Consider the following 19,585-nt stretch of genomic DNA (forward strand, 5'->3'; position numbering starts at 1 on the left):
TATTTAAACATTTATTTCTTAATAAGAGTTTGATCATGGCTCAGATTGAACGCTAGCGACAGGCTTAACACATGCAAGTCGAGCGGCAACATAATATATATATTTTTTATATATATTGATGGCGAGCGGCAAACGGGTGAGTAATATCTAAGAATCTACCTTTTGGAGTGGGACAACTATTATAATTAGTAGCTAATACCACATAATATTATTATTATTATTTATAATAATAATTAAAGTAGGGGATTATATTTAAATTTTTTTAAGTATAACCTTATGCCATTAGATGAGCTTAGACGAGATTAACTAGTAGGTGAGGTAATTGCTTACCTAGGTGATGATCTCTAGCTGGTCTTAGAGGATGAACAGCCACACTGGAACTGAGACACGGTCCAGACTTCTACGGAAGGCAGCAGTGAGGAATATTGCACAATGGGGGAAACCCTGATGCAGCTATGTCGCGTGTGTGAAGAAGGCTTTTAGTCGTAAAACACTTTCGTCAAAGAATAAAGTTTTATATAAATAATACTTATATATTATTGATTATTTGAAAAAGAAGTACCGGCTAATTCCGTGCCAGCAGCCGCGGTAATACGGGAGGTACTAGTGTTAATCGGAATTACTGGGCGTAAAGAGTGTGTAGGTGGTATATTAAGTCGTATATGAAATCTTTAAGCTTAACTTAAAAACTGTATTCGATACTAATAAACTAGAGTTTATAGAGGGGAATAGAATTCCAAGTGTAGCAGTGAAATGCGTAGATATTTGGAGGAATACCAGATGCGAAGGCGATTCCCTGGGTAAAAACTGACACTGAGACACGAAAGCTTGGGTAGCGAACAGGATTAGATACCCTGGTAGTCCATGCTGTAAACGATGTCAATTTGAAGATTGTAATATTTTTATGTTTTTATAATTTTCGTAGCTAACGCGTTAAATTGACCGCCTGAGAAGTACGATCGCAAGATTAAAACTCAAATGAATTGACGGGGGCCCGCACAAGCGGTGGAGCATGTGGTTTAATTCGATGCAACGCGAAGAACCTTACCTACTCTTGACATCATAAAGTAATAAAGTAGAAATACTTTAGTATCTACGTAAGTAGAATCTTTAAGACAGGTGCTGCATGGCTGTCGTCAGCTCGTGTTGTGAAATGTTGGGTTAAGTCCCTTAACGAGCGCAACCCTTATCCTTTTTTGCCAGCGTAAAGTCGGGAACTAAAAGGAAACTGCCAGTTATAAGCTGGAGGAAGGTGAGGATAACGTCAAGTCATCATGGCCTTTATGAGTAGGGCTACACACGTGCTACAATGGTATATACAAAGAGAAGCAATTTCGCGAGAATGAGCAAATCTTTAAAGTATATCACAGTTCGGATTGAAGTCTGCAACTCGACTTCATGAAGTAGGAATCGCTAGTAATCGTAGATCAGAATGCTACGGTGAATATGTTCTCGGGCCTTGTACACACCGCCCGTCACACCATGGGAGTAAATTGCAAATTAAGAAAATAAATTTAATCATTTTTTTAAAATGAAGGATTTTTTCCATTTTGTGTTTTATGACTGGGGTGAAGTCGTAACAAGGTAACTGTAGGGGAACCTGTAGTTGGAACACCTCCAATAAAGAAAAATAAGGTGTTGTAAATAAAAAGTAAAAATAATTTTTTTTTTAAATAAATAAAATAATATATTTTTATCTCTTTCGTCTAAAAGGTTAGGACATTGCCCTTTCACGGCAATAACAGGGGTTCGAATCCCCTAAGAGATATTTTTTATAAAGAATTACTAAAAATAAGTAAAAAAAAATAAATAAGTAAGCGTATATGATGGATGCCTTGGCAATTAGAGGCTATGAAGGACGTGCTAATCTACGAAAATTTGTCGATAAGCTGATAAGAAGCGTTATTAGTCGGCTGTTTCCGAATGGGGTAACCTAAATATTTTAAAAAAATATTTATTATTAAATGAATAAAATAGTTTAATAATGCAAACCAGAGGAATTGAAACATCTTAGTACTCTGAGGAAAAGAAATCAATAGAGATTCTCTAAGTAGTGGTGAGCGAAAAGGGAAAAGTCTTTAAGCTCTTTTATTATTTTATTATATTAATAATTTGGAAAAATTAACGATACAAGGTGATAGTCCTGTGATTTAAAATAAATAATAATATCTTAAGTTAAAGTAAAACGAGAAAAGTTATCTTGTTTGAATATAGGGGAACCATCCTCTAAGACTAAATACTACTAATTGACCGATAGTGAACTAGTACCGTGAGGGAAAGGTGAAAAGAACCCCTGTTAGGGGAGTGAAATAGATCCTGAAATCATATACGTACAAGCAGTAGGAGCATTTTAAAAAAAAAATGTTACTGCGTACCTTTTGTATAATGGGTCAGCGAGTTATATTCTGTAGCAAGGTTAACTTTTAAAATAGGGAGCCGTAGGGAAACCGAGTCTTAAAAGGGCGTTAAGTTTCAGGATATAGACCCGAAACCCGGTGATCTAACCATGAACAGGTTGAAGAATAATTAATAGTTATTTGGAGGACCGAACTGACTAATGTTGAAAAATTAGCGGATGATTTGTGGTTAGGGGTGAAAGGCCAATCAAACCGGGAGATAGCTGGTTCTCCCCGAAAGCTATTTAGGTAGCGTCTTGTAATTATTTTTTGGGGGTAGAGCTCTGTTTCGTTTTAGGGACTAATGTTACCAATTCGATGCAAACTTCAAATACCAAAAAAAAATATTACTGGAAACACACTATGGGCGATAATGTCAATGGTGGAAAGGGAAACAACCCAGACCGAAAGCTAAGGTCCCTAAATTATGATTAAGTGGTAAACGAAGTTAAAATTCAAAGACAGCTAGGATGTTGGCTTAGAAGCAGCCATCATTTAAAGAAAGCGTAATAGCTCACTAGTCTAGTTTTTTAGCGCGGAAGATTTAACGGGGCTAAAATCATATACCGAAGCTACGGAAATTAATTTTTTTTTAGTTAATTTGGTAGGGGAGCGTTCTGTAAATCTGAGAAGAAATATTGAAAAGTATTTTGGAGATATCAGAAGTGAGAATGCTGACATGAGTAACGATAAAACAAGTGAAAAACTTGTTCGCCGAAAAACTAAGGTTTCCTATCCTACGTTAATCGAGGTAGGGTAAGTCGATCCTAAAATGAGGCTGAAAAGCGTAGTTGATGGATAACAGGTTAATATTCCTGTACTTGTTAATATATGTGATGTAATGACTGAGGTAGCTAGATTTGCTAAGTGTTGGTTATCTTAGTTTAAACGTATGAATGAAAAAATAGGCAAAACCGTTTTTTATTAACATTTAAACGCTATGATTAATTATTATAAAATAATAGTTAAAAATTTATGCTAGCTTACAAGAAAAGTTACTAAACTATGATTATTAATAAATCGTACTATAAACCGACACAGGTGGTTGGGTAGAGAATACTAAGGCGTTTGAGAAAACTTGGGTGAAGGAACTAGGCAAAATTATACCGTAACTTTGGGAGAAGGTATTCTGATAGTAAGTGATAAAATGAGATTTTTTATAGCTGAATTCAGACTAAGTTAAATGCCAGCTGCAACTGTTTATTAAAAACACAGCACTGTGCTAACATGAAAATGGATGTATACAGTGTGATGCCTGCCCGGTGCCGGAAGGTTAATTGATAATGTAATTAATAATAAAATATATTATTAAAAGCTTTTGATAGAAGCCCCGGTAAACGGCGGCCGTAACTATAACGGTCCTAAGGTAGCGAAATTCCTTGTCGGGTAAGTTCCGACCTGCACGAATGGCATAATGATGGCTGGACTGTCTCCACCCAAGACTCAGTGAAATTGAAATTGCTGTGAAGATGCAGTGTACCTGCGGCAAGACGGAAAGACCCCGTGAACCTTTACTATAGCTTGATATTGTATATTAATTATTGTTGTATAGAATAGATGGTAAACTATGAAGTATTAACGCAAGTTTATATGGAGTTAACAGTGAAATACCATCCTTCAATTTTTATTATACTAACTTTAATCCGTAATCCGGGTTGAGGACAATGTCTGGTGGGTAGTTTGACTGGGGCGGTCTCCTCCTAAAAAGTAACGGAGGAGCACAAAGGTTAGCTAATCACGGTCAGATATCGTGAGGTTAGTGCAAAGGCAAAAGCTAGCTTAACTGCAAGAATGACAATTCGAGCAGATGCGAAAGCAGGTCTTAGTGATCCGGTAGTTCTTTATGGTAAGGCTATCGCTTAACGGATAAAAGGTACTCCGGGGATAACAGGCTAATATCGCCCAAGAGTTCATATCGACGGCGGTGTTTGGCACCTCGATGTCGGCTCATCACATCCTGGGGCTGAAGAAGGTCCCAAGGGTATGGCTGTTCGCCATTTAAAGTGGTACGTGAGCTGGGTTTAGAACGTCGTGAGACAGTTCGGTCCCTATCTGCCGTAGGCGTAGGAAAATTGAGAGGAGCTGCTCTTAGTACGAGAGGACCAGAGTGGACATACCTATTGTGTTCGGGTTGTTATGCCAATAGCATTGCCCGGTAGCTACGTATGGAAAAGATAACCGCTGAAAGCATATAAGTGGGAAACTTACCTCAAGATTAATTTTCCCTGTAATTTTAATTATTTTAAAATTACCTGAAGGGACGTTATAGACTATGACGTTGATAGGTTAGATGTGTAAGCATTGTGAAATGTTTAGCTAACTAATACTAATTTCCCGTGAGTTTTATTTTTTTTTAAAAAATATTATATAATTATAAAAACATTCTATTTTGATAAATATAGTGTGATTGACCCACCTGAAAGTTCATATTATTTTTATGAATTCCATACCGAACTCAGAAGTGAAATATCATAACGCCGATGGTAGTATTAATTTGCGAGAGTAGGTATTATCGGATAGAATGTTTTAAAATTTTTAGGAAGATAATTTAAATGGATAGAATTCTAGTCTCCAAAACTAGATGTGAAAGTTCGAATCTTTCTCTTCCTGAAATATAATATTTTTATTTATTTACCTATACAAAATTTTGAAAATATTGAATCTAATAAATCATCATTAGATATATTTTTACCTAATATATTTATTAAATCATTAATAGAATAATTTATATCTTCATATAATATTGAATAATCATAACATTTTAATAAATTATTATATTTTTTTATATTATTAAATGATTTTTCTATTATATTTAAGTGTCTTTTAGATATTAAAAAATCTGTATTAACATCTTTTTTATATATAAATAATTTTTTATATATTTCATCAGTTAATATGTTTAAACCTAAATTATTTTTAGCTGATATATTAATTATATATATATCATTATTAATTTTTTCTATTCCTATTATATTGTTTGATATATCAGATTTATTTTTAATAAATATTATATTTTTAATATTTTTTATTATAAATTTATATAAATTTATATTATTTATGTAAATTTTTAGATTATTATAAAATTCTTTTTTATTAGAAGTATTTAATTTATTATCTACTATAAATAATAAAATATTTGATTTTTTAATATTTTCTTTAGTTTTTTTTATTCCTATATTTTCTATTATATTTTTTGTTTTTCTTATTCCTGCAGTATCTATAATTTTTATTAAATTATTTTTTATAGAAAAAAAATCTATTATACTATCTCTTGTAGTTCCACTTATATTAGTAACTATTGATCTATTTTTATTAATTAATTTATTAAATATAGTAGATTTTCCTACATTTGTTTTTCCTATTAATGATATAGTATTTATATTATTAATATTTAAACTATTTAAACACTCATTAATTATTTTATTATATTTATCTACTATTTCTAAAAATTTATTATTTATATTTTCTATAATAATGTTATTATCTTCACTTTCAAAACTTATATAAGATTCAACTAATACTTTTAATTCTATTAAATTATTTAATATTATGTTTATTTTATTTGTAAAAGTACCATTTAAAGATTTTATAGCTAATTTAACTGTATCTATATTATCAGAATCTATAATGTTTAATATAGATTCTGCTTGATGTAAATTTAATTTATTATTCATAAAAGCTCTTCTAGTAAATTCACCATTTAAAGCTATTCTGGCATATTTAAATTTTACAATTAAATCTATTATATAATTCATTATTATAGGATTTCCATGACATTGAAATTCTAATATATCTTCTCCAGTAAAAGACTTTGGTTTTTTAAAATATATCAATATACCGTTATCTATAATTTCATTATTATTTGGATCTATAAAATTAACAAATTCAGCATATCTTTCTTTTATTTTTTTTTTTTTAAAGAAAAAATTAATTATTTTTATAATATTATATCCGGATATTCTTATTATACCTATTGCTGATTTAGATATAGGAGTAGATATAGCTATTATAGTATCATTTATGTATTCCATATTTTTTTTAAATAAATTATTTTTTTAAATATTTTATTAATTTCTTTATTTATCTCTTTTTTATTATAAAAATTTATTTTATTTTTTAACATAAATATTAAATCAAAATTATAAAATAAATTTTTATTTTTTCTAAAAAATTCTTTTATTATTCTTTTTATAATATTTCTTTTAACAGATAATTTTAAATATTTTTTTTTAATTATTAAACCTATTCTGGGATATAATAAACAATTTTTTTTTATAAATACATATATAAAAAAAGTTTTTATTATAAATTCATTATTTTTAATTATATAATTAAAAATTTTATTTTTTTTTATTATATTTTTTTTATTAATTTTATTATTTTTAATATTTAAAATCATTTATAAATTTATTATTTTTTTTCTTCCTTTTTTTCTTCTATTATTTATAATTTTTCTTCCATTTTTATATGACATTTTTACAATAAATCCTATTTTTTTTATACGTTTTTTTTTTGATGGTTGATAAGTTCTTTTCATTATATTATTTTTTTTTATAAATATGTATAAATTATTATATATTATAATATAATATAATTACATAATTATAAAAGTAAAAAAAATGAAATTTATAATAGAAAGAGATTTATTATTAAAAAATTTAAAATATATAAATAGTATAGTTAGTAGTAATAATAACTTGTTAAATGATATTAATAGTATTTCTATTATTATTACTAATAAAAATTATATTATTTTAAAATGTAATAATAATGAAATAGAAATTAATATAAATATTAAATTATTAAATAATAATTTTAAAAATAAATATAAAATAAATATATCATATAAAAAAATATATAATATTTGTAAAAATATAGATAAAAAAAGTAAAATAACATTTTTAATAAAAAAAAATTATTTATTAATAAATAATAAAAATACAATATTTTATATATTAATATATAAAAATATATATAAATCTATATTTAAAAATAATAATAATATTAATAATATAATTTCTTTATCAATAAATAAAAATTCTTTAATAAATATAATAAATAAAACATATTTTTCAACTATTAATAGTGATATAAAAAATTATATAAATTATATGTTATTTGAAATTATTAAAAATAAAATATTTTTTACTTCTACAGATGGATATAGATTATCTAATTATAATTTTGAAATAATAAATAACAATTATAATATAAGTTTATTAATACCAAAAAAAACTATAAATGAAATAAATAAATTTTTATTGTATATAAATGATGATATAATAAATATATGTATATGTAATAAATACATTTATATAAAAACAGATTATATAATTTTTAAATTTTTAGTATATAAAAATTTATTTCCTAATTATATTAATATAATAAATGAAAAAAGAGAATTTATATTAGATATAAATAAAGATAAGTTATTAGAATCTATTTATAAAATAATATCTATATCTGATGATAAAAATCCTATACTAAGATTAATAATAAATAAAAAAAACACAATATTAAAATTAATAAATTCTAAAAATGAAGTATCTATTGGATTAATAAAATCATATATAAATTATGATTTTAATAATTATGAAATAGGTATAAATCCAGTTTATTTAATAAATATATTAGAAAGAATAGATAATAAATTTATAAAAATTTATTTTTCTAATAAATATTCTTCTATTAAAATAGAAGATATTAAAGATATAAATAATATAAATATTATAATGCCAATAAAAATATAATGAATAATTATAATTATAAAAGTATAAAAATATTAAAAGGTTTAGATGCAGTAAAAAAACGTCCAGGTATGTATATAGGTGACACAGAAGATGGATCAGGTTTACATCAGATGTTTTTTGAAATATTAGATAACTCTATAGATGAAGTAATAAATAATACATGTAATAAAATATTTGTAACTTTACATAAAGACAACTCTATATCAATAGAAGATAATGGAAGAGGTATTCCTGTTGAAATTCATGATGAAGAAAAGATATCTGTTGCAGAATTAATATTTACAGTTTTACATTCTGGAGGTAAATTTGATGATTCTTCATATAAAATGTCAGGAGGATTACATGGAGTAGGATTATCTGTTGTTAATGCTTTATCTAAAAAATTAATTTTGATGATATTTAGAAATAATAAAATTTATAAACAAATATATAATTTTGGTGTTCCAAAAGATAGATTATCAATAATAGGTAAAACAAAAAAAAATGGAACTTATATAAGATTTTGGCCTGATAATATAAATATATTTAAAAATAATAATAAATTTAAATTTGAATTGATATATAAAAAAATAAATGAATTATCATTTTTAAATAAAAATTTAAATATTAATATAAAAAAAATTGATTCAGATAATACAGAAAATGAATATTATTTTTTAAGTAAAGGAAATATAAAAGGTTTATTAAAATATATATTAATAAAAGAAATTAAAATAAATGAAATTATAAAAAAAGAAAATATTTTATATTTTAAATATTCTGATGATAATATGTTTTTAGAAGTTTCTTTATATTGGAGTAATAAAGATAATTTTATTAATAAAATATATTGTTTTACTAATAATATTTATCAAAAAGATGGAGGAGTTCATTTAACATCATTAAAACATTCTTTAACAAGGTCTATAAATGATTATATAAAGTCAAATATAAATTTTTTAAAAAATAAAAAAAAAAGTGGTATAGAAAATATAATAGGAGAAGATATTAGAAATAATTTATTAGGAATTTTATCTATAAAAATATTTAATCCAAAATTTTCTTCTCAAACTAAAGATAAATTAATTTCCACTGAAATAAAATCTAAATTAGACAATATAATTTATAAAAAAATTACTGATATATTAAATAAAAATATATCAAATTATAAATATATAATAAATAAAATATTACAATATGCAAAACATAGAGAATTACTAAAAAACACAAAAAAAATTTTAAAAAAAAATTTTATAAGTAATTTAGATTTAGTTGGTAAATTATCTAATTGTCAAATAAGAGATCCTAAAATTTCAGAATTATATATAGTTGAAGGTGATTCAGCTGGAGGTTCAGCTAAACAAGGAAGGGATAGAAAATTTCAAGCAATATTACCTATAAAAGGAAAAATTATAAATATAGAAAAATCTAATTTTAATAAAATAATAAAATCAAAAGAAATTATATCTATAATAAATGTTTTAGGGTTTGAAATAAAAAGTAATAATAAAATTATTTATGATATTAATAAATTAAAATATAATAAAGTTATTATAATGACAGATGCAGATGTTGATGGAGCCCATATAAAAACTTTATTATTAACATTTTTTTATAGATATATGAAAGAATTAATATTAAATAATAATTTATATATATCAAAACCTCCTTTATATAAAATAAAATATGATAACAAAAATAAATATTTATATAATAATTATGATTTAATTATTAAACAAATATGTATTTCTATAAATGATTTTTATTTATATAATAATTTAAATAAAATATATAATAATATTTTATTAAAAAAAAGTATAATATTTTATATAAGTTTCATAAAATATTATGATTATTATTCTATATATAAAAAAATAATATTTAATTCATTAGTTTTATTGGATAAAATAAAATGTAATATATTCTACAATAAGAATTATTTAAGTATATTTTGTAAGAATTTAATAAAAAAATTAAATTTAAATATTAATTATAAATTTAAATATAAAATAATTAATGATGAAAAAAATAAAAATTTATATGAAATAATTTTATGTTATAATATAAAATATATATTAAAAGATTATTTTAAAATAAATTATTTTTTTATAAAAAAATATTATAAATATATATTATTTATAAAAAATGTATTTATTAATAATAATAAATTATATATTAAAAATAATAATAATATTAATACAAAAAAAAATATATTATATAATATAAAATCTATAGAAGAAATAATTTCTATATTAATTGATTATTCTTACAATAAAATAAAAATACAAAGATATAAAGGATTAGGTGAGATGAATCCAGATCAATTATGGGAAACATCTATGAATCCTAAAACAAGAAAAATAATTAAGATTAATATAAATAATGATACTAAAACTGATAATTTGATTAATATATTAATGGGTGATTCAGTAGATTTAAGAAAAATGTTTATAGAAAAGTATTATATTAGTATTAATAAAATTTAATATTAAAAAAGATAAAAAAATATGAAAATATATAAAATTTTAAAAAATATAGAAATATTAAGATTATTTTTACATTATAAAAGTTTATTTTTAGAATATGTATTTAATTCAATAATTGCATCTTTTACTTTATTTATAGGAGTATCATTATCTGATTATTTATCAGGATTCATAATAAAAATTTTAAGAATAAGAAAAATTGAAGAAACTGTTCTTAGTTTTTTACATACTTTAATAAGATACAGTATAATAATTTTTACTTTAATTATAACATTAAATACATTAGGAATACAAACTTCTTCTATTTTAACTGTTATAGGTGCTGCTGGTTTAGCTATAGGTTTAGCTTTACAAGGTTCTTTATCAAATTTAGCTGCAGGAATGTTATTAGTTAGTTTTAGACATTTTAGGGTTGGTGATTTTGTTGATTTAAGTGGTATATCAGGTATAGTTTTATCAGTTCAATTATTTTCAACTACATTAAGAACTTTAGATGGTAGAATAGTTGTTGTACCTAATAATAGAATACTATTAGGAAATATAATAAATTTTTCAACAGAACCTAATAAATTAATAGATGTAATAATAAGCATAGACAGAGATTCTAATATAAAATTTGTTAAGGATAATGTACATGAAGAATTAAGAAAAGAAAAATATATAATATTTGATTTACCTCCATTAGTTCAAATAGTATCTATAAGTCCTTCATCTATAGAAGTTTCTATAAGAGCTTGGGTAAGAAGAGAAAATATAAGAATAGCAGTTTCCAATATATTAGAAAGAATAAATAATATGTTTAAAAATAAAGGTATATTACCTCCTTGTGTAAAAACTAAACATATTATAATAAAAAATGAAAATAATTGTTAAAATAAAATAATATAAAAAAAAAATATAAGAATTCTATCTTATATTTTTTTTTAATAGTATAAATTTGGAAATAATATAACATTTTTTATATTATCTGAATTTGTTAATAACATAATTAATCTATCTATTCCTATTCCTAAACCAGAACAAGGAGGTAATCCATATTCTAATGATTCAATATATTCATAATTATACATTTTATCTTTATTTTTTGAAATTTGATTTATAAATCTATTAGATTGATCTAATGGATCATTTAATTCTGAAAATCCATTACATATTTCTATACCATATATAAATAATTCAAATCTTTCTGCTATATTTTTACTTTTTCTTTTAGATAATGGTGATATTTCTATAGGATAATTTGTTATAAAAGTTGGATATTTTATTTTTTTTTCTACTATATTTTTAAATAATTCATAATGAATTTCTCTTATATTAAAATTTTTATATTCTTTTTTAGTAACATTTTGTAATATTTTTATACATTTTTTTTTACTATTTAAATCTTTTATACTGTTAAATAATTTTTTATTATATATATAAATAGATTTTTTCATACTTATTTTTTTAAAAGGAATATTAAAATCTATTTCTATATCTTTGTATACTATTTTTTTTTTATTAAATATTTTTTTTACTATATATTTAAATAAATATTGTATTAATAAAATTAATTTATTATATCTTACATAAGATGAATATAATTCTATCATAGTAAATTCAGGATTATGAATATTTGAAATTCCTTCATTTCTAAAATTTTTATTTATTTCAAATATTTTATTAAAACCTCCAACTATTAATTTTTTTAAATATAATTCAGGTGAAATTCTTAAATATAATTTTTTTTCTGAAAAATTTAGTTTTGTTTCAAAAGGTTTTGCATCAGCTCCATCTGGTATATTTTGTAATATAGGAGTTTCGACTTCTATAAATTTTTTTTTTATTAAAAAATTTCTTATTTCATTTATTATTTTATGTCTTATTATAAATATATTTTTAGAATTTATATTACATATTAAATCTAAGTATCTTTTTCTATATATTATTTTATTATTTACTATTTTATGAAATTTATCTGGAAAAATTTTTAAAGTTTTCGTTATTAATATTATTTTTTTACATTTTATTGATAATTCATTAGTTTTTGTATAAAATAAAAATCCTTCTACTCCAACTATATCACCTATATTAATATTTTTTATTTTTTCGAAATAAATATTAGGTATAAAACTTTTATTTATATATATTTGTATATATTCATTAAAATCATATATTTTTAAAAATACTAATTTTCCAAAATTTCTTTTATATAAAATTCTTCCAGCTGTTTTAATATATTTATTTATTATATAAGATATTTTTTTTTCTTTTATTTCATTTAAATATATATTTATTTTAAAATTATTTTTATATAAAATTTCATTATTATATATTTTAATATTTAAATTATATTTATTTTTTAAATTATTTATATATTTGTTTATTTTTTTTATATCATTCATTTTTATTATTTATTGATTCTAAGTTATTTTTTATTAATATATCCAAATCTCCATTTAAAAAAAAATCTATGTTATTATATTTTTTATTACTTATATTATCTTTTATAGTTGATTTATCTAAATAATATATTCTTATATTATTACTTAATGATAAATTATATTTTATTTTATTCAATTTTTTATTTTTTTCACTTATATTTTTTAATTTATTATTATTTACTTTATATAATATATTTTTTAATGCTATATTTTTATTAATATGTTGTGATCTACTATTTTGACAATTTGTACTAATATTAGTAGGTATATGTAATACTCTAACTGATGAATTAGTTGTATTAACATGTTGACCACCTGGTCCTGAAGATTTACTAAATATTATTTTTAAATCTTTATTATCTATTGATTCATTAATATATTTATTTTTAACAATACTATCATTTATTATATCATTATATACAAATACTTTACTAAAAGAAGTATGTTTTTTATATGAATCAAATGGACTTTTTCTTATTAATTTATGAATTCCTGTTTCATTTTTTAATATAGAATATGAAAAATTTCCTTTTATTTTTAAAATAATGTTTTTTATTTTATTAAAATTATTTATATTTTTATATATTATTTCATACTTCATATTTTTTTTTATTATATATTTTTTATATACATTAAATAAAATATCAGACCAATCATTTGAATCTTTTCCACCTATATTTGAATTTATATATATATAACATTCATCTATATTAATAAAATTTGGATCTAATAAAAAATATATTTCTATATTATTTATATATTTCTCTATAAAAAAAATTTTATCTTTTATATTATTAATATTTATACTATTATTAATATAATATTCTAATATATCAATATTTTTTTTTATAAAATTTATTTCTTTATTTAAAATATAATTTTTATTATATAAATTATTATTTTTATTTAAAAAATAAAAATATTTTTCTTTTATTTTAGATATTTTTTCTTTTATTTTTATCATTTTTAAATATTAATATATATAATTTATCATTTAATTTATCATAATTTATTATTTTAAATTTTATAAACTTATTATTAGTTTTAAATTTAAATTTTAATGTATTTATTTTTAATAAAAATTTACTATTTAATGCTATAAAAGTATAGTTTTTGTTATTTTTTATTATTTTAGCATATATTATTTTATTACTTTCAATTATTTTTTTAATATCATATATCTTAAAATTTTTATATATACTTAAATATATTCTTTCCTTTTTATAATTTATTTTGTAAACATAAGTTAATAATTTATTATTAATAACATTATTTTTTATAAATAAATTTACATTATTTTTAATATTTTCTAAATTATTTATATGTATAAAAGCATCTATATTATAATTATATATTTTAACAAAAATACCATATTCTGTTATAAAAAGTATTTTTACACATATTTTATCACCTATTTTATATTTTTCCTTAAAAATTTTCCAAGGATTTATTTTGCATTTTTTAATACTCATAGATATTCTTTTAAAAGAATTATCTATACTTATTATTTTACTTATTATTTTTTTATTAATATTAAAATAATTTTTAGGATTTATATTTTTATTTACCCAACTTATTTCTGAATTATGTATTAAACCTTCCATACCATTACCTATATCTATAAAACATCCATATTTTACTACATTAGTAGTAATTCCTAAAACTTTATTTCCCAAATATATTTTATTATTTGTTTTATTCCATGGATTATTATATAATTGTTTTAAACCTAAATAAATTCTTAGTTTATCTGTATCAATTTTTAATATTTTAACTTTTATTTTATCATTAATACTTAATACATCTGAAGGATGTTTTATTCTTTTCCAAGATATATCAGTTATATGTAATAATCCATCTACTTTACCTAAATCTAAAAAAGCACCATATTCAGTTATATTTTTAACAACTCCTAATAAAATATTATTAACTTTCAAAGAATTTATTATTTTTATTCTTTCATTTCTATTATTTATATCTAAAACTGCTTTTCTTGATAATATAATATTATTATTTTTTTTATCTATTTTAATTAATTTAAATTCTAATTCTGTTTTTTCTAATTCATCTATTAAATTTTTATCTGAACTATTAACTCCTATAAGAGAACCTGGTAAAAATGAATTTATATTAACTTCAACATCATTTAAATCAATTATTAATCCTCCTTTTACTCTATTTTTTATGAAACCTTTTATAGTAATATTATTTTTAAAAAAATATTTTAATTTTTCCCAAGTTTCTAATATTTTAGCTTTTTCCCTTGATATAATAGTTTCTCCTCTACCATTATCTAAATTTTCTAAAATAAAAGTAAATTTATCATCTAAATTAATATTTAATTCACCACTTTTATTATAAAATTCTTTTACTGAAACATATGATTCTGATTTTAAATCAGTATAAACTATAACAAATTCTTTATCTATATAAATAATTTTACCAACTATTATACTATTTATTCTATTATTAAGAATATCACTTTTATTTTTTTCAAATAAGTTTTTAAATGATTTTTTTTTAATCATATTTTTATTTTTTTATTAAAGATTTAAATAAGTTAAAATATTCAGGAAATGTTTTATTAACGCATTCAGGATTTAGTATATTAACTCCTGAATTTGATAAAGCTACTAGTGAAAAACACATAGCCATTCTATGATCATCATAAGTATTAATATCTGCTTTTAAAATTTTTTTAGGTGGATATATTTTTATATAATCTATCCCTGATTCTACTTTAGCTCCTATTTTAGTTAATTCATTTTCCATTGCTAATATTCTATCAGTTTCTTTTAACCTCCAATTATATATATTTCTAATAATTGATTCTTTTTTAGCAAATATAGACATAATAGCAGCTGTCATAGCTACATCTGGTATATCATTCATATCCATATCTATATTATTTATATCCTTATTACCATCATTATAAGATTCTATATAATTGTTTCCGAAATTTATTTTACCCCCCATTTTTATAATTATATCAGTAAATTTTATATCACCCTGTATACTATTTTTATTTATATTATATATTTTAATTGGTCCACCTATAATAGATCCCGCTGCTAAAAAATATGAAGCATTTGAAGCATCACCTTCAATAATTATTTCATTTTTTTTAAAATTTAAATTATTTTTATATACTATTATTTTTTTATAATTATAATTTTTAACTTTTATATTAAACATATTCATTAATTTTATTGTCATATCAATATAAGGTTTAGAAACTAAATCATCATTTATATTTATAATAGTATTATTTTTATTAATTATAGATGACATTAATATAGAGCTAACAAATTGACTAGACATATTACCCTTTATATTTATTTTATTATTTAAATATCCACCTTTAATATGTATAGGAGGATAATTTTCTTTATTTAAATAAAATATTTTAGCACCTCCTAATCTAAGAGCATTTACTAAATCACCAATAGGTCTTTCCCTCATTCTTTTATTACCATCTATTATAATATTGCATTTTAATGATGATAATATAGATGTTAAAAACCTTATACTTGTACCAGAATTTCCTATATATAATTCTATTAATTTTTCATTATTAAAATTAATTAAATCACCTATTATGTTACAACTTTTATTATTTATTTTTTCTATATATACTCCTAATTTTAATAAAGATTCTATCATATAATTAACATCATCACACTCTAATAAATTTGATAATTTTATTTTTTTATTTAACATAGATGTTAATATTAATAATCTATTTGATATACTTTTTGATCCTGGTAAATATATTTCACCATACATTTTTTTTATTGGATCTATAATAATTTTATTCATTTTCTATAAATTTTTTATTTATATATTTTTTTAAAACTTTAGGTATTTTAATTTTATTTTTAATTTGATTATTTTCTAATATAGCTAGTAAAATCCTTCCAACAGCTAATCCTGAAGCATTTAATATATGAGGATATAACTTTTTATTTTTTTTATATTTTAAATTTAATCTTCTAGATTGAAAATCTTTTGTATTAGAACATGAAGAAACTTCTATATAATCATTTATAGATGGAAAAAAAACTTCTAAATCATAAGTTTTTGATGATGAAAATGGAGTTTCTAATTTAGATAATAATATTTTTCTATATGGTAAATCTAATAATTTTATTATATTTTCTGAATCATTAGTAATTTTCTCTAAATATTCATTTGATTTTTCATAGTTTACTATTTGTATTATTTCTACTTTATCAAATTGATTCATTCTAATTAATCCTTTTTTAAATTTACCATAAAAACCATGTTCATTTCTAAAACAAGGTGTATATGATACTATTTTTATAGGCAATTCTTTGTCATCAATTTTCATATTATTAAATATATTTATTATTTGTACTTCAGAAGTAGGAATTAAAAAATTAATTTCTTTAGAGTTTTTTTTTTTTACGTAGAAAAGATTATTAAAAAATTTTGGTAATTGTCCTGAATTATATAAAGATTTTTTATTAGTTATTATTGGAAAATTATATTCTATATATCCATTTTTAATATGAGTATCTAACATAAAATTTATTAAAGCTCTATTAAGAATAGATATATCACCATTTAATATAACAGTTTTATTATTAGATATTAAAAAAGACTTATTAAATATAATATTTTTTTTAAATATTTTTGTATTATATAAATTTGTATTTTTATTTTTTATATTTTTTATATTTTTACTTTTGTATATTTCTATATTATTATCATATACATTATCATCTAATATATTAGGTATTAAATATGATAAATTTTTTATATTTTTAATTAAATAATTTATATATATTTTTAAATTTTTTATATTTTTTTCTATAGATATTGATGTATTTACATATTCATTATTACATTTTTTTTCTTTTATATTTTTTAATATTTTATTTGTTATTTTATTTTTTATATTTCTAAATAAATTTATTTTATTAGTAGATTTTTTTTTTTCTTTTATTAATATTATTAATAATTTTAAATTTATATTACAATTTCTTTCTATATTTTTTTTTTTTATATATTCATATTTTTCTTCTAAAATATTATAATCTATCATATTTGTTATTTATTTTTAAATAAAAATTTTATTATTATAAATAAAAATAATATTAATATTATTATATATAAATAATTATAATTTATAAATATAAAAATTATACTTTTATTTCTATAAAAATAAAAAAATATTATATATAATATAAATAATATATTATTTATTATTTTTAATAGTAAAAAATAATTAAATAAATATAATATTTTAGATATTATACCATTTTTATTAATAACATTATAAATAATAAATGGAATTAAGTAATATGTTTTATTTTTAAATAATAATAAATTTTTATTATTTATATATATCAATAATATATATATAATAAGTATTTTTTTAAACATTTTATTTTTTTTTAAAATAAAAATTATAAAAATATTATAAATTAAATATGAAAAAAAAAAATGAATTTAAGGGTATTATAATTGATACATTACCTAATACAAATTTTAAAGTTAAATTAGAAAATGGTCATATTATAACAGCTTATATATCTGGTAAAATAAGAAAGAATTATATAAAGATATTAACTGGTGATAAAGTAACTGTTGAATTAACTTCATATGATATAAATAAAGGTAGAATAATATTTAGAAATTAGATTTATATGTATTATTATCATATTCCTATTATGAAAGATGAAGTTGTTAATAACTTAATAAATAAAAAAAATGGATTATATATAGATTGTACATTTGGATCTGGAGGCCATTCTAGATATATATTATCTAAATTAGATAAAGATTCTAAATTAATTTCTATAGATAGAGATTATGATTCTTATAAAATATCTAAAAAAATTAAAGATAAAAGATTTTTTTTTTATAAAAGTTTATTTTCAAATTTAAATATTATATTAAAAAAGAAAAAAATTTTTGGTAAAATAAATGGAATTATAATTGATTTAGGATTATCAAACCATCAAATAAAATCAAAAAATAGAGGTTTTTCTTTCAAATTAAATGGTAAAATAGATATGAGAATGGATTATACAAAGGGTAAAACTTTATTTGATATATTAAATGAAATTGATATCAATAAGTTAAATTATATAATTAAAAATTATGGAAATGAATATTTTTATAAAAAGATATCTAAAAATATTATATATAATATAAAAAATAATAAATTTATAAATAACACTTTGTATTTATCTAATATTATAAAAAAAATAAAAAAAAATTCTAATAAAAATAAAAAAATACATTGTTCAACAAAAACATTTCAATCTTTTAGAATTTATGTAAATGATGAAATAAATGAACTAAATATATTATTAAATAATACAAAAAAAATTTTATCTAAAAATGGTAAATTATTAATTATAAGTTTTAATTCTATAGAATCTAGAATAATAAAAAATTTTTATAACAAAAATAAAAAATATATAAAATTTATAAAAAAAATTAAACCTTCTTATAAAGAAATAATAAATAATATATCATCTAGAAGTAGTATATTAAGAATATTTGAAAAAATATAAAAT

General features: G+C 19.9%; 14 protein-coding genes, 2 tRNA genes and 3 rRNA genes. 10 read left to right on the forward strand and 9 right to left on the reverse strand.

Annotation, left to right across the window (positions count from 1 at the left end):
- The first annotated feature begins 17 nt into the window (after positions 1-17).
- The 5 genes from JRY34_RS00130 (at position 18) to JRY34_RS00150 (ending at position 5,006) form a co-directional block, all read left to right on the forward strand.
- A 16S ribosomal RNA gene (locus JRY34_RS00130) occupies positions 18-1,622 on the forward strand.
- Between the two features lie 73 nt (positions 1,623-1,695).
- Positions 1,696-1,768: transfer RNA gene (locus JRY34_RS00135), tRNA-Glu, on the forward strand.
- 35 nt (positions 1,769-1,803) lie between these two features.
- Positions 1,804-4,747, forward strand: a 23S ribosomal RNA gene (locus tag JRY34_RS00140).
- A gap of 37 nt (positions 4,748-4,784) precedes the next feature.
- Positions 4,785-4,914: ribosomal RNA gene (rrf, locus tag JRY34_RS00145) — 5S ribosomal RNA — on the forward strand.
- Together the 16S, 23S and 5S rRNA genes with 2 tRNA genes alongside form the textbook arrangement of a ribosomal RNA operon.
- A 19-nt stretch (positions 4,915-4,933) precedes the next feature.
- A tRNA-Trp gene (locus JRY34_RS00150) sits at positions 4,934-5,006 on the forward strand.
- A gap of 17 nt (positions 5,007-5,023) precedes the next feature.
- On the opposite strand, the gene mnmE is transcribed toward JRY34_RS00150, so the two are convergent.
- The 3 genes from mnmE to rpmH are packed head-to-tail and all read right to left on the reverse strand — an operon-like array spanning position 5,024 to position 6,933.
- Positions 5,024-6,427, reverse strand: a complete 1,404-nt coding sequence (mnmE, locus tag JRY34_RS00155) for a tRNA uridine-5-carboxymethylaminomethyl(34) synthesis GTPase MnmE (protein ID WP_208967087.1) — start codon at positions 6,425-6,427, stop codon at positions 5,024-5,026.
- Positions 6,415-6,795, reverse strand: a complete 381-nt coding sequence (rnpA, locus tag JRY34_RS00160; protein WP_208967088.1) for a ribonuclease P protein component — start codon at positions 6,793-6,795, stop codon at positions 6,415-6,417. The genes mnmE and rnpA overlap by 13 nt, the downstream gene beginning before the upstream one ends.
- A complete protein-coding gene (rpmH, locus tag JRY34_RS00165) occupies positions 6,796-6,933 on the reverse strand; it encodes a 50S ribosomal protein L34 (RefSeq protein WP_148708505.1) in 138 nt (45 codons plus the stop codon).
- An 82-nt stretch (positions 6,934-7,015) separates the two neighbouring features.
- Between rpmH and JRY34_RS00170 the strand changes: the two genes are divergently transcribed.
- From JRY34_RS00170 to JRY34_RS00180, 3 genes are read left to right on the forward strand one after another with little or no spacing between them, the layout of a single operon-like run.
- On the forward strand, positions 7,016-8,146 hold the full coding sequence (locus JRY34_RS00170; RefSeq protein WP_208967089.1) for a DNA polymerase III subunit beta: 1,131 nt from the start codon (positions 7,016-7,018) through the stop codon (positions 8,144-8,146).
- On the forward strand, positions 8,146-10,611 hold the full coding sequence (locus tag JRY34_RS00175) for a DNA gyrase subunit B (protein WP_208967090.1): 2,466 nt from the start codon (positions 8,146-8,148) through the stop codon (positions 10,609-10,611). Before JRY34_RS00170 ends, JRY34_RS00175 begins: the two co-directional genes overlap by 1 nt.
- 21 nt (positions 10,612-10,632) lie before the next feature.
- Complete coding sequence (locus JRY34_RS00180; RefSeq protein ID WP_148708317.1) at positions 10,633-11,484, forward strand: mechanosensitive ion channel domain-containing protein; 852 nt, start codon at positions 10,633-10,635, stop codon at positions 11,482-11,484.
- A gap of 50 nt (positions 11,485-11,534) precedes the next feature.
- Here JRY34_RS00180 and lysS read toward each other — a convergent pair whose 3' ends face one another.
- From lysS to JRY34_RS00210, 6 genes are read right to left on the reverse strand one after another with little or no spacing between them, the layout of a single operon-like run.
- Positions 11,535-12,995 carry a lysine--tRNA ligase gene (lysS, locus tag JRY34_RS00185; RefSeq protein WP_208967091.1) on the reverse strand — a complete coding sequence of 487 codons (1,461 nt, stop codon included), beginning with the start codon at positions 12,993-12,995 and terminating at the stop codon, positions 11,535-11,537.
- Positions 12,988-13,998 carry a peptide chain release factor-like protein gene (locus JRY34_RS00190; protein WP_208967092.1) on the reverse strand — a complete coding sequence of 337 codons (1,011 nt, stop codon included), beginning with the start codon at positions 13,996-13,998 and terminating at the stop codon, positions 12,988-12,990. The genes lysS and JRY34_RS00190 overlap by 8 nt, the downstream gene beginning before the upstream one ends.
- Positions 13,970-15,562, reverse strand: coding sequence for a S1 RNA-binding domain-containing protein (locus JRY34_RS00195; RefSeq protein ID WP_208967093.1), 1,593 nt, complete (start codon positions 15,560-15,562; stop codon positions 13,970-13,972). The genes JRY34_RS00190 and JRY34_RS00195 overlap by 29 nt, the downstream gene beginning before the upstream one ends.
- Positions 15,563-15,566: 4 nt before the next feature.
- Entirely contained in the window at positions 15,567-16,853 is a 1,287-nt protein-coding gene (aroA, locus tag JRY34_RS00200; protein ID WP_208967094.1) for a 3-phosphoshikimate 1-carboxyvinyltransferase, read from the reverse strand.
- The gene (gene serS / locus JRY34_RS00205; protein WP_208967095.1) at positions 16,846-18,102 is read right to left on the reverse strand and encodes a serine--tRNA ligase; all 1,257 of its coding nucleotides are present in this window, start codon (positions 18,100-18,102) and stop codon (positions 16,846-16,848) included. The genes aroA and serS overlap by 8 nt, the downstream gene beginning before the upstream one ends.
- A 5-nt stretch (positions 18,103-18,107) precedes the next feature.
- Entirely contained in the window at positions 18,108-18,443 is a 336-nt protein-coding gene (locus tag JRY34_RS00210) for a hypothetical protein (RefSeq protein WP_208967096.1), read from the reverse strand.
- 47 nt (positions 18,444-18,490) lie between these two features.
- Here JRY34_RS00210 and infA point away from each other — a divergent pair, with 47 nt between their 5' ends.
- On the forward strand, positions 18,491-18,700 hold the full coding sequence (infA, locus tag JRY34_RS00215) for a translation initiation factor IF-1 (RefSeq protein WP_148708324.1): 210 nt from the start codon (positions 18,491-18,493) through the stop codon (positions 18,698-18,700).
- 6 nt (positions 18,701-18,706) lie between these two features.
- Entirely contained in the window at positions 18,707-19,582 is an 876-nt protein-coding gene (gene rsmH, locus JRY34_RS00220; RefSeq protein ID WP_208967097.1) for a 16S rRNA (cytosine(1402)-N(4))-methyltransferase RsmH, read from the forward strand.
- The last annotated feature ends 3 nt before the right edge of the window (positions 19,583-19,585 follow it).

The organism is Candidatus Nardonella dryophthoridicola (assembly GCF_017656055.1).
Classification (GTDB): Bacteria; Pseudomonadota; Gammaproteobacteria; order Enterobacterales; family Enterobacteriaceae; genus Nardonella; species Nardonella dryophthoridicola.

Excerpts from the sequence above, each read along its gene's own strand:
- mnmE (WP_208967087.1), bottom strand. The coding sequence starts at position 6,427 with ATGGAATACATAAATGATACTATAATAGCTATATCTACTCCTATATCT.
- JRY34_RS00195 (WP_208967093.1), bottom strand. The coding sequence starts at position 15,562 with ATGATTAAAAAAAAATCATTTAAAAACTTATTTGAAAAAAATAAAAGT.
- rsmH (WP_208967097.1), top strand. The coding sequence starts at position 18,707 with ATGTATTATTATCATATTCCTATTATGAAAGATGAAGTTGTTAATAAC.
- serS (WP_208967095.1), bottom strand. The coding sequence starts at position 18,102 with ATGATAGATTATAATATTTTAGAAGAAAAATATGAATATATAAAAAAA.
- lysS (WP_208967091.1), bottom strand. The coding sequence starts at position 12,995 with ATGAATGATATAAAAAAAATAAACAAATATATAAATAATTTAAAAAAT.
- JRY34_RS00180 (WP_148708317.1), top strand. The coding sequence starts at position 10,633 with ATGAAAATATATAAAATTTTAAAAAATATAGAAATATTAAGATTATTT.
- JRY34_RS00175 (WP_208967090.1), top strand. The coding sequence starts at position 8,146 with ATGAATAATTATAATTATAAAAGTATAAAAATATTAAAAGGTTTAGAT.
- rpmH (WP_148708505.1), bottom strand. The coding sequence starts at position 6,933 with ATGAAAAGAACTTATCAACCATCAAAAAAAAAACGTATAAAAAAAATA.
- rnpA (WP_208967088.1), bottom strand. The coding sequence starts at position 6,795 with ATGATTTTAAATATTAAAAATAATAAAATTAATAAAAAAAATATAATA.
- JRY34_RS00170 (WP_208967089.1), top strand. The coding sequence starts at position 7,016 with ATGAAATTTATAATAGAAAGAGATTTATTATTAAAAAATTTAAAATAT.
- aroA (WP_208967094.1), bottom strand. The coding sequence starts at position 16,853 with ATGAATAAAATTATTATAGATCCAATAAAAAAAATGTATGGTGAAATA.
- JRY34_RS00190 (WP_208967092.1), bottom strand. The coding sequence starts at position 13,998 with ATGATAAAAATAAAAGAAAAAATATCTAAAATAAAAGAAAAATATTTT.
- JRY34_RS00210 (WP_208967096.1), bottom strand. The coding sequence starts at position 18,443 with ATGTTTAAAAAAATACTTATTATATATATATTATTGATATATATAAAT.
- infA (WP_148708324.1), top strand. The coding sequence starts at position 18,491 with ATGAAAAAAAAAAATGAATTTAAGGGTATTATAATTGATACATTACCT.